The sequence below is a fragment of the Entomoplasma freundtii genome (genome assembly GCF_002804205.1).
GTDB classification, from domain to species: Bacteria; Bacillota_I; Bacilli_A; order Mycoplasmatales; family Mycoplasmataceae; genus Williamsoniiplasma; species Williamsoniiplasma freundtii.
Genome location: NZ_CP024962.1, coordinates 63,881 through 76,140, shown reverse-complemented (window position 1 = coordinate 76,140; position 12,260 = coordinate 63,881). Strand labels below are relative to the sequence as shown.

9 protein-coding genes are annotated in these 12,260 nt (G+C 35.9%); 6 read left to right on the top strand and 3 right to left on the bottom strand.

Translation table 4 applies throughout. From position 1 onward, the window contains the following. Positions 1-160: 160 nt before the first annotated feature. Positions 161-1,318: an AEC family transporter gene (locus EFREU_RS00290; protein ID WP_100609050.1), complete on the top strand. Its 1,158-nt coding sequence runs from the start codon at positions 161-163 to the stop codon at positions 1,316-1,318. Positions 1,319-1,335: 17 nt separating this feature from the next. Then, complete coding sequence (locus EFREU_RS00285) at positions 1,336-2,331, top strand: NAD(P)-dependent oxidoreductase (RefSeq protein WP_232673620.1); 996 nt, start codon at positions 1,336-1,338, stop codon at positions 2,329-2,331. A gap of 27 nt (positions 2,332-2,358) precedes the next feature. Here the strand turns inward: EFREU_RS00285 and purB are convergent, their stop codons facing one another. Both purB and EFREU_RS00275 read right to left on the bottom strand, forming a co-directional pair. Beyond that, positions 2,359-3,657, bottom strand: coding sequence for an adenylosuccinate lyase (purB, locus tag EFREU_RS00280; protein ID WP_100609048.1), 1,299 nt, complete (start codon positions 3,655-3,657; stop codon positions 2,359-2,361). After that, positions 3,650-4,927 carry an adenylosuccinate synthase gene (locus tag EFREU_RS00275; RefSeq protein WP_100609047.1) on the bottom strand — a complete coding sequence of 426 codons (1,278 nt, stop codon included), beginning with the start codon at positions 4,925-4,927 and terminating at the stop codon, positions 3,650-3,652. Before EFREU_RS00275 ends, purB begins: the two co-directional genes overlap by 8 nt. Positions 4,928-5,195: 268 nt before the next feature. On the opposite strand from EFREU_RS00275, the gene EFREU_RS00270 reads away from it, so the two are divergent. From EFREU_RS00270 to arcC, 4 genes are all read left to right on the top strand, one after another. Beyond that, on the top strand, positions 5,196-6,407 hold the full coding sequence (locus EFREU_RS00270; protein ID WP_100609046.1) for an arginine deiminase: 1,212 nt from the start codon (positions 5,196-5,198) through the stop codon (positions 6,405-6,407). Between the two features lie 20 nt (positions 6,408-6,427). Next, the gene (gene argF / locus EFREU_RS00265) at positions 6,428-7,429 is read left to right on the top strand and encodes an ornithine carbamoyltransferase (RefSeq protein ID WP_100609045.1); all 1,002 of its coding nucleotides are present in this window, start codon (positions 6,428-6,430) and stop codon (positions 7,427-7,429) included. 142 nt (positions 7,430-7,571) lie between these two features. Next, entirely contained in the window at positions 7,572-9,122 is a 1,551-nt protein-coding gene (locus EFREU_RS00260; protein ID WP_100609805.1) for a YfcC family protein, read from the top strand. Positions 9,123-9,174: 52 nt separating this feature from the next. Further along, positions 9,175-10,107: a carbamate kinase gene (gene arcC, locus EFREU_RS00255; protein ID WP_100609044.1), complete on the top strand. Its 933-nt coding sequence runs from the start codon at positions 9,175-9,177 to the stop codon at positions 10,105-10,107. Positions 10,108-10,565: 458 nt separating this feature from the next. Here arcC and EFREU_RS00250 read toward each other — a convergent pair whose 3' ends face one another. Beyond that, positions 10,566-12,257: a dicarboxylate/amino acid:cation symporter gene (locus tag EFREU_RS00250; RefSeq protein ID WP_100609043.1), complete on the bottom strand. Its 1,692-nt coding sequence runs from the start codon at positions 12,255-12,257 to the stop codon at positions 10,566-10,568. Positions 12,258-12,260: the final 3 nt, after the last annotated feature.

Here is a 12,260-nt window from a genome sequence, read left to right as displayed (position 1 = left end):
AGAGGCATTATTTAGTCACTATTAATATTGTTTAGATAATAAAAAGTTAATACTGGCGTAATTTATTACTAAATGGACAATGTTTGCCGTATAATGCTTTTTTATCATTGACTTAATAAGACACCATGCTTAAATCAAAAGCAGAAAGGATTATTAATCAATGTTATTATCTAGTTCAGTAGCAGATGCCCTCAAAGAAACGCTTGGTTCTTGAGGAATTTGGTCTGCGATTTTTGCCACAATTTTTGTAATTGGGTTGGGCTATTTTTTAGCAGTTAAGAAGATATTCAAACAAGGTTTTGAAAAAGTTCTTATTAAAGCCGTAATGGTAGTTGGTCTTCCAGCTTTGGCTTTAAACGGTTTTCTTTCCGAGACAAGTGTTGAAAAAGTTACTCAAGAAATTGTTGTACTTTTAGTCGGTTTTATCTTCTATTTAGCCATGACATTTGGAGCCAAGGTATTTTTTCTTAAATATGAAAAAGATATTCAGGATACACTTGCGATGTGTACCGCTTTTGCTTCAACAACTTTTTTTGGGATTCCTATTGTAACTGCTTTATATGGCAATGATGCTTCAATTACATCAAATATATTTAACATTCCTTATCGTGTCTTCTTATACTCGTTAGCTTTTTTGATTATGAGTAATAAGCCCATGGTGGCTACCGTAGTAAACAAAAAGAAACAAAAAATCAAAAAGACGGAGTTATCAACAGAAGCAATCAAACAACAAAAAGAATTAAGAATTAAAACATTAAAAAATATTTTTGCCAACCCAATCCTAATCGCTACTTTTATTGGGTTTGTGATTTGAGTTACCCAATTAATTCCAGGCATAAAGTGTGTCTCTTATGGAAAGGAATACTTTTCACCATTGCGAATCGATTTATTATTCCCTCCCATTGCCAAGGTCTTAACTACATTACAAGCAATCTGTACCCCTTTGGCCTGATTAGCCATCGGAATGACAATGAATAATGGTAATTTAAAAGAAGCGGCCAAAAGCAAAACACTTTGATATGCTACTTTTATTAAAGTGATTGTAGCCCCATTAATTATTTTAGTTATTATGATTCTTGCTGGCTTGATTGGCTGATCATCAGGATTATTTAAATTAACTGCCATTCAATTAGCAGTTGTTGTTATTATGACAGCCGCTCCTCCAGCCAGCGTTGTGGTTTCCTATGCTATTGCTTATGATAAAGGAGCTTTGATAGCAAGTAATTTAACAACATTATCAACTTTAGTATCAATCATCACATTACCAATTTGAGTCGTAATTGTCACCGCTATCGGGGCTTTACCAATATTTGGGTAATTAGAATGGGGAAAGAAATGAAAGTAATTTGTTACGGAGTTCGTGAAATTGAAAAACCGATTTTTGAGAAAATTAACCAAAAATTTAATTTTGAACTTACCTTACTTCCTGACTTGTTAAGTCATAACAATATTGAGACAGCCAAAGGCCATGAGGCACTACTTGTAAGAGCCAATTGTGTTGCTGACAAAATCAACTTAGAGAAAATGCACCAAATGGGAATTAAGTTTCTTTTAACAAGAACTGTTGGCACTAATCATATTGATATTCCTGAGGCGAAAAAACTCGGCTTTAAGATGGCTTATGTTCCTTACTATTCACCAAATGCTGTGAGTGAATTAGCTTTTAGTACTGGTTTAGCCTTATTTCGCAATATTTTGCATATGAACAATAAATTTAATCATAAAGATTTTAATGTTGATAATGAAATGTTTGCCCCTGAAGTTCGGAATTCAATAGTCGGCATTATTGGAGTCGGGCGGATTGGTCTCGAAACGGCCAAGGCTTGAAAAGGCATGGGAGCGAAGGTTTTAGGTTACGATTTATATCCACGGACTGACGTGGATTCCACCAATACTCTTGACTATGTTGATTTGGATACTCTTTTAGCCCAAGCAGATCTGATTTCCATTCATTGTCCGTATATCAAGGGAAAAAATGAAGCGATGGTTGATCGTGAGTTTATCAAAAAGTTAAAACCCGGTTGTATCATTGTTAATGCAGCACGAGGCGAATTAATTAATTATCAAGACTTATATGAAGGTTTAATTAGTGGACAAATTTCGAAAGTGGCCCTTGATACTTTGACTAACGAAGGACAAATTTATTTTCAAAAACATGAAAGTGAACTACCAATAAATATTTACGAAAAACTATGAAGTTTGCGACCACGCGTCATCTTTACACCACATATCGGTAGTTTTACCGATGAGGCAGTGGAAAATATGGTGGAAACCTCATTTACAAACCTAGCTGAATTTTTAAAGACCCAAACTTGCCAAAACGAAATATAAAAAAATCTCCCAAGGGAGATTTTTTTACTATTTGTTAGCAAAGAGACGCTTATATATTTTCGGTACTTGTCGTAAAAAGAATTTGTCATCAAAAAGTGAATCAAGTTCTTTTTGCGATAAGTATTTTTCAATTCCTTGTTGTTCTAAAACAAGTTTGAAATCTTGGTTAGAAGCCAAACATTCATGCGTGCATTTTTGAATGAAGTCATAAACAGACTCACGAGTGACATCGGGGTTGTTAATCAAAATATAAGTAAGTACTCGTTGTGAAAAGTAAATCCGGTGAGCTTCACTTAAATGCTTGTTGATTTGTTCTTTGTTGATATAGAGATTATTCAATGTATCGTTTAAACGGTTAGTTAAATAAACAATTACGGCATAAATATCTGGTATAACTAAACGTTCATTGGAAGAGTGAGAGATATCTCTTTCATGCCAAAGATTATTATTTTCATAGCCCATCGTCACAAACGAACGAACATAACGGCTTAAACCGGCAATGTTTTCTGATGAAATTGGGTTTTTTTTATGAGGCATTGACGAGCTTCCCTTTTGGTTGGGTGCAAAACCTTCACTAATTTCATTGACTTCACTACGTTGAAATAGGCGGATTTCCGTACTCATTTTTTCATAAGTAGAGGCAAGGTTTGCTAAAACGCTGATTAAAAAAGCGTGACGATCACGTTGGGTGACTTGAGTTGAAAGTGAATCAAGACCCAACCCTAAAGCATTAGCAACATAATCTTCGATTTCTAATTCCAAGTTGGCATAATTACCCATCGAACCAGAAATTTTTGCGACCTCAATTTGTTGTCTAGCTAAGGTTAAACGTTGTTGCTGACGTTTAATTTCTTCATGCCAAAGAGCAAATTTTAAACCCAAGGAGGTTGGTTCCCCATAAATACCATGAGTTCGACCCATAATTAATTGGTTTTCATATTTAAAGGCTAAGTTCTTTAAAGTTGTTTGTAAGGTTTGCAAAACTTGCTCAAGAACCAAGTTAGATTGTTTAATTAAATAATTTTGTGCAGTATCAACAACATCAGTAGAAGTAATCCCAAGATGAAGTCAACGACTCTCAAGGCCAATTTGCTCACCAAGCATTCTTGTAAAAGCAACCACATCATGTTTGAGAGTCTTTTCTAGTTCCGCCATACGGTCTAAATCAACTTTTAAATTGGCATAGGCCTTAGTGTCTTTTTTAGGAACAACTCCCAAACTAACTCATCCTTCAACGACCAGTTTTTCGACTTCTAATCAAGTTTGGTATTTGTTTTTATCAGATCAAATTTTGCTAATTGCTTGCGCTTCATAACGCTTAATCATCAAAAGCTCCTTTTAGCATAATTGTTTGTTTACGGTCTGGTCCGACTGAGAAACCAAGGAATTTTGTCCCAGTAATCTCTTCAATTTTTTTCATATAATTTTGAGCGTTTTGCGGTAACTCAGCAAAACTTTTGACGTTAGTGATGTCAGTTTCCCAACCCGGCATTTCAATATAGACCGGTTTCACACGACGCAATTCAGCATCGTTGGCTGGTAACGATTTAATAGTTTTTCCATCAAGTTCATAACCAACGGCTAGTTTAATTGTTTTTTCTTTATCCAAAACGTCAAACAATGTAAGGAACATTTCATCAATGCCACCAGTACGAAGTGCATATTTCAAGGCTACTAAATCTAGTCAACCAATGCGACGAGGACGTTTTGTATTTGAACCATATTCATGACCACGTTCACGAATTCGGTCAGCAGTTTCGTCGAAGATTTCCGTTGGCATTCCACCAGTTCCTACTCTAGTGTTGTAAGCCTTAACAACACCAACGACTTTTTCAACTTGTTTTCGGTGGATACCAGAACCTGTTGACGCATTATTAGCAGTAGTGTTTGAAGAAGTGACAAATGGATAAGTTCCGTGATCGATATCTAAAAGTACCCCTTGGGCTCCTTCAAAAAGCACAAATTTGTCATCCATTAGAGCTTCTTCAATCATTTCTCCAGAATCAATAATCTGTGAGGCAACCACTTGGAAATCAGCCATTAAATCCTTGTAATAAGCCTCAAATTCTGTTTTAGTGCCACCAGTACGATCAAGCCACATTTGCTCAAATGTTTCTTTGAAGTTTGGTTGTCTAAAGTCAGCGAGGCGAAAACCAAAACGGGCGATTTTATCTGCATATGCAGGTCCAATCCCTTTTTTAGTGGTTCCTAAACGGTTTTCCTTACGAGCTTCCTCTTGTTCAGCATCTGTTTTTAAATGATAATCAAAAATTAAGTGGGCACGATCTGAAAGGAACAAGTTTTTTGTATCGATACCCTCACTTTGTAATTTTTTTAATTCAACTACTAAATTATGTAAATTAATGACGGTACCATTCCCGATCACATTTTTAACGTGGGGACTAAAAATTCCCGAAGGGACTAAAGTCACTTTATGGCGTTTACCATTAAATTCAATCATATGACCAGCGTTATCTCCGCCAGCATAGCGAACAACCATATCAGCATCTTGAGCAAAATAGTCAGTAATTTTGCCCTTACCTTCATCACCTCATTGGGATCCGACTACCACTAAGGATTTATATTTTTTATTCATGTTACTCCTTTCAAGACAACTAAAAAAACTACCAACCTGGAGTTGTAGTTAGCCTGTTGTTATTAACTAAAAAATGAATCTCCTCTTGATTATAGCAAAAACTTTTTTTGAAAAAGACCTTATCAGTGGTGATTTTTTTGAGAAAGCCACATTTAAAAAATAAAGTTGAATTTTTTAACACTTTCCCCTTTTAAATTAAAAAAAAATTCTAATCTTATTAGAATAACTAATAAGAGGCATAGGTCTCTAGAAAGGTTTTGATAGAATTATGGATAAGAAAATTAACGTTTTTTCTGAAATTGGTCCTTTAAAGACAGTTTTGGTTCATAGGCCAGGAGACGAATTAAAAAATTTAACTCCTGAGACCTTACAACGTTTATTATTTGATGATACACCATACCTAAAGGTGGCTCAAGACGAACATGATTATTTCACTAGTTTAATGCAAAAAAACGGAGTAGAAGTTCTCTATATTGAAGAACTAACAGCTCAAGCATTGGAACAAAATCCCTCATTAAGGGAAGCCTTTGTTGATGAATTTATTAAAGAAGCAAATGTTGAAGCAGGATGAGAAGCAAAATTCAAAGCTTTCCTAATGAAAATGGATAATTTGGATTTGGTTAAAAAAATGATTGCTGGAACTCAAAAGAGCGAAATCGGGTTGGAACAAGCTTATAAAGATTACCCTTTTGTTGCTGATCCACTTCCAAACGTCCTTTTCCAACGTGATCCATTCGAATCAATTGGAAACGGAGTTGCAATCAATCATATGTGATCGGTAACTAGAAACCGTGAAACTTTATTCCCAGACTTTGTTTTCAAACACCACTCAAGATTTAAGGACGTTCCGGAATTTTACCAACGTACTTGGACCCAAGGGCACATTGAAGGTGGAGACGTTTTAGTTTTAAATTCAGACACTTTAATTATTGGAGTATCACAAAGAACTAACATGGCCGCAATTGAAAAGTTAGCCCCTGAAGTTTTTAAAGAAGGAAGTTACAAAAAAATTATTGTTTTAGACCTACCTAAATCGCGTGCTTTTATGCACTTAGATACTGTCTTTACAAATATTGATTACGATAAATTTGTCGTTTATCCATTAATTTTCGATATTTTGGATGAATTCAAAATCTATGAATTAAGTCAAGATAACAATGGTAAATTGGCTAAAAAACAAATTAATATGGCTCTAGATAAATTCTTAGAAGAAACTCTTGGTCACAAAGTCCAATTTATTCGTTGTGGTGGAACTGATTCTGTCGCTTCTGCTCGTGAACAATGAAATGATGGAACTAACGTTATTACTTTGGCTCCAGGAAAAGTTATTGCTTACGGACGAAACACTGTGACAAACGAACTTTTAAGAAAAGCTGGCGTAGAAGTTTTAACAATTCCTTCATCAGAATTATCACGTGGTCGTGGTGGACCTCGTTGTATGACTATGCCACTTTGAAGAGAAAACTTAACTAAAAAATAGAAGGATAGGATACTAAATAAATGGCTTTAAATTTAAAGGCAAGAAGTTTTTTAAAGCTTCTAGATTTCACTCCTCGTGAAATCAACTATTTATTAGATTTATCACGTGACTTAAAACGTGCTAAATATACTGGTAATGAAATGCCAACTATGAAAGGCAAAAATATTGCCTTGTTATTTCAAAAAGACTCAACAAGAACTCGTTGTGCCTTTGAAGTAGCCGCTTATGATCAAGGTGCCCACGTGACCTACCTTGGTCCCTCAGGATCGCAATTTGGAAAAAAGGAATCGGTCGAAGATACAGCGAAAGTACTTGGACGCTTCTATGATGCCATTGAATTCCGTGGTTATAAACAAGCGGATGCTGAAGATTTAGCTAAATATTCAGGCGTACCTGTTTATAACGGGTTAACTGATGAGTTTCACCCAACACAAATTTTGGCTGACTTCTTAACCATCCAAGAACATTTTGGAAGTTTAAAGGGTTTAAAATTTGTTTTTGCCGGTGATGCTCGTAATAATATGGGAAATTCATTAATGGTCGGTTGTGCCAAAATGGGTATGCATTTTGTGGCTGCCGCTCCTAAAGATTTGTGACCAAACCCAAGTCTAGTAAAAGAATGTCAAGCCATCGCTAAGGAAACTGGTGCCCAAATTGAATTCAGCGACGATATGCTTAAAGCTTGTAAAGATGCTAACGTTATTTACACTGACGTTTGAGTATCAATGGGTGAACCAGATGCAGTTTGAGCTTCAAGAATTAAAGACCTGAAGCCTTTCCAAGTAAATATGAATGCTATTAAAGTTGCCAAACCCGACGTTATTTTCATGCACTGCTTACCAGCTTTCCATGATTTAAAAACCGATGTTGGTCAAGAAATTCATAAAAAATTTGGTTTGACAGCTATGGAAGTAACTGATGATGTATTTAATTCAAAACACTCTGTTGTCTTTGAAGAAGCAGAAAATCGTCTTCATACAATTAAAGCAGTGATGGTAGCCACTATAGGGGATACTAATTAAGAAAGGGGAGAGTATGGCACAAGTTCGCCAACAAGAAGAAGTCATCATCGACATTAATGGTGGCCCACCTTCCAAACCACCGCGTCACAAAAAACGAATGCCGTCGATGAAAACAAAAGGCAAACCCAAAAAAAGATTCAAAATGCTTTCGGCCTTTTCAATCCTGATGTTGATTATTTTGGTCTTAGTAATTATTTCGTGAATTCTTTACTGAGCTAAAGTAGAAACAACAGTTAAAGAAGCCGTGAAATGAGACGAAAATACTGGGGAAGTTATCCAATGGCAAGATACAGCTAAACGAATCCAAGCCATGGGGATTGTGGATCTCTTTATCGCACCGATGAAAGGATTCATTGAAAAATCTGGAGTTATTATTTTCATTTTAATTCTGGGTGCTTTCATTTACATGGTTATTTCTTCTAAAGCTTTAGAAGGAATGTCACAAGCCATTTTGGTTAAAATGAAAGGTAAAGAAATTTGGGCAATCATTCCCCTAATGACTTTCTTTTCATTAGCAGGAACTACAGAAGGAATGGCTGAAGAATCATTAGGCTTCTACATGATTATGATTCCTTTAATGATTGCTGCTGGGTTCGATACCTTTACTGGCCTTCTAATTGTCCTAGTTGGGGCAGGAGCTGGGGTATTAGCCTCAACAGTTAACCCCTTCGTTATTACAGTTGCCCTTGATGGGTTAGGTAAAGATTCTACCGGAGCCGCTCTAACTGCTGGTGATGGTTTGGTTTGACGTTTAGTTTCATGAGTTATTATTACGGCAATTGCCATTACTTATGTAATGCTTTATGCTTGACAAATTAAACGTTCACCCCAAAAATCAATTACCTTTTCAACAAAAGATGAAGATTATACTTATTTCTTAAAAAATAGTACACAAAAAATCAAAATGGATTGACGTCGTCGTTGAACCATTGCCATTTTTGCGATAGTCTTTGTCATCATGATTATCTATTTAGTGGGATGAGACCAAATCTTGCGTAATACTGCAATGGCTGATGCCGCTAATTGGATTCGTAATCACATTCCTTATCTTGCTGCCACTGTGCCTGGTTTTGGTAATGGAAGCCTAGAAATTGTTGCTGGTTTCTTCCTAATTGGAGCCATTGTCGTTGGAATGATTAATCTAATTGGGGCTCCACATGCAGATGGACTTGACGGTGAACAAACCTTCCTAAAAGAATTCATGGCTGGAGCTAGCGATATTCTAAGTGTCTGCCTTGTTATTGCTACAGCCGCTGGGGTTGGTTACATTCTTCGTGAATCTTACATGCAAGATTTATTTGTTCGTGGTCTATCAAATAGTATCGGTAACATTAGTTCAGGAATTGGTAAAGTAATTGTTCTTTACTTAATATTCCTACCTTTATCATTCTTAATTCCATCAACTTCTGGTTTTGCAGCTGCTGTTTTCCCACTTCTTTCAGGAGTAGTACAAACTAGCAGTGGAACTTGAGACCCAGTCGCAGCATCAGGATCGGTAACAGCCTTTTCATTTGCTTCTGGTTTAATTAACTTTATTACGCCAACATCAGGAGTTGTTATGGGAGCGATTGCCATTGCGAGAGTTGACTACGGTCGCTTTATCAAGGGAATCATGCCACTAGTTGGAATTATCTTTGCTGCCTCAATCGGTTTATTAGCCATCGGAGGAGCCATTGGTTCACCAATTGCTTAGTTAATCGAAATAAAAATAAAAGCAATAATAATCATTATATAAAAGGAGCCATATGGGAAAAATTGTAGTTGCCATTGGTGGAAACGCTTTAGGTAACAACCCAGATGATCAACGCCGTATTGTTAAAAATACCGCCAAGTATCTGGGGGAACTAATTGAAAAAAAGAACGATATCATAATTGTTCATGGTAACGGACCACAAGTCGGGATGATTAATTCGGCTTTTGATTTAGCTCACCAAAATGATGCTAAAATTCCGTTAATGGACTTTCCAGAATGTGGGGCTTTGAGCGAGGGTTACATTGGTTACCACCTTCAACAAGCTCTTGATAATGAATTGACTACCCGTAATTTAAAGAAAAATGTTGCCACTATCGTAACTCAAACATTGGTCTCAGAAAGTGATCCTGCTTTTAAAAATCCAACGAAACCAATTGGTAGCTTTTTAAGCGAAGGAGAAGCACAAACTTTAGCTAAAAAGTATAACTGAACAGTTAAAGAAGATGCTGGTCGAGGGTGAAGGCGCGTGGTCGCTTCGCCCAAACCACTTGGGTTAGTCGAATTGGACATTGTTAAAACCTTAATTGCCAATCATGATGTGCCGATTTGCGCTGGTGGAGGTGGAGTACCTGTTGTTAAAAAAGACGGAGTACTTCATGGAGTGCCAGCAGTCATTGATAAAGATTTAGCGGCGGCTAAATTAGGTGATCTGGTTCAAACTGATATTTTACTTGTCTTAACGGCAGTTGATTATGTTTGGTTGAACTATAATCAGCCAGATGCTAAGTCATTGAAAACAATGACTGTTAGTGAAGCTGAAAAATATATTAGCGAAAACCAATTTGCTGCTGGTTCAATGTTGCCAAAAATCGAAGCTGCTTTGACTTTTGTTAAAGGCCACGATAAGCGTATCGCTTACATTGGATCATTAGATAAAGTTGATGCTATTTTAAATGGTGACTCTGGAACAAAAATTATTAATTAAAACTAAATAAATTAAACAAAAAATCAGGTTTTACCTGATTTTTTGTTTAATTACTTAAAGTGACTATAGATTAAAAATAGCACTATTATAAATTGGCTACACTATATTAAGTCATAACTAAATGATTTTGAGATTGAGGATAACGGAGTTAATAAAAACAAATAATCGTAGTACTACTAATCGTTTTGACTCTTTATAGCATAAACTGCTTAGTCCTTTAAAAACATTAGTATATCCTTTATTAATCCGCAAATAAAAAGATAACTAAATCAAAAAATTTATAAACCTACTAATTAAAGCTATTTTTTGTTTATTTAAGGTTATAAAATGACTGCCCTTAAGTTATGTTTAGTCAGTTAGTCGCCTTAGTTATATTAAGAATTTCCATATTTTGCTAAGTTTCTTTTAAATTCTATATTTAATAAAAAGCCTCCAATTTTAATTGGAGGCTTTTTAACCTACTGTTTAGAAGCAGGTGGGCGCCGGTCATGATTACGGGCTTTTGCTTTTTTCTTTTCTTCTTGTTCCAGTTTTTTAGTAGCTAATTTTTCTTTTATTTCTTTTTGATGAGCTTCTTTGGCAAGTTCTTTTTTCTCAATTTTAACTTTAATTTCCTCTTGATGCTTAAGTTGTTTTGCATTTAAGAGTGGACTATCTGGTAAAATCAAACCTTCAGATTTAGCTACAATTGGTACAACGGCTTGTGGTCCAAGAACATTAACTCCAGTTCTTCCCATATCAAAGAGACCATCAAGAGCTCCGACGATAGCATAAACTGGTGCAAATCATCGTCCTAAACCAAGACCTCCTAAGACACCAGCTGTTACTACTCCTGCTGTTCCAGGTACCCCAGCAATTCCTAGTGAAGCCACAACAGTGATTACAAGCGATAATAAAAAGTAAGCACCAAGACCCATATCATGAACATCAAGAGCATTTGGATCGCCAATAGTAGCAGTTCATAGAAAACTAGTAATTAAGCCAGCCTGTACTCCGGCACAACCCATTAGTCCCATTGATGTTGATAAAGGAGCCAAAACTGACACAACTCTATCATTAACCTTCATATCATCTTCTAAGACTTCAATTGAAGTTGGTAGAGTAGCATTTGATGATTGTGTAGCAAAACCTTGAATTAAAACTCTAAAAGCACTTTTTCACCATGGCACTACTTTAATGCCAAACATCATCACTTCTAAAGTAATTACACCGACACAAAGGATTAGCGCAAGGTACCCAACACCCAACACCTTTCCAATTGAACCTAATGCTCCAATTGGTTTAGCGACAATTGATGAGCCAATCATCGACATAACAGCTAGAGGCATGATTTTCATAAAAGTCATTAGCATTGAAATGATAACTTTTCAAGCAACATCAGCTCCATGACGAATATGATCCATATCCTTAGCATTTCGTTTTGATAGTATTTTAACTGATGACCCAAACAAGGCTCCAATAACCATTAAAGGAATCACAGCTACCGTCAATCATGGAGTAATCATATTTGCCGGAACATAATTTCAAATTATTTCCGGCAACGGTTTTGTATCCGCTCCTGTTTTTTGGAAATCTGTATCAGGATTTAAGTGAATGCCTTCGCCAGTCTTCAAAAAATACCCTAGCCAGAAAGTAATCATAAAAGCAATTAAAACATTCACTAACAAAAGTCCTAAACCTTTCCCAGTAATACTTCCCATTCGCTTTGCTGATGGTTTTGAAGTAACACGGAAAATTGCTAAGAAGACTACCGGAGCCGTTAATAAAAGGATTCCGTTAATAAAAATGTTTTTCATTAACGAGATTCAAACATTTAATTGATAAGCCCAGAGACGATAACCAGGATTCTCATCTCTAATTATCGGACTAGTAGGGTCACCTGGAATTGAAGGGTGTTCGCTACCAGGAATAAACTTATCAGTTAGGCCGTTTTTAGGAAAGCCTTCAATTCCCTGAATGATAAGTCCAAAAACTAAGCCAATGGCCATTCCGATTAAAATTCGGTAAATAAATTGTAATTTAATGTATTTAAAGAAATACCAAAGACCAACTTGCAAACCAATGAAAATAACAATGCTCACTAAAGCTTGCCATGATCCAATGGCAAAAAAGGTATTTAAAATGCTATTATCGGCCACATATAAATTCATTTG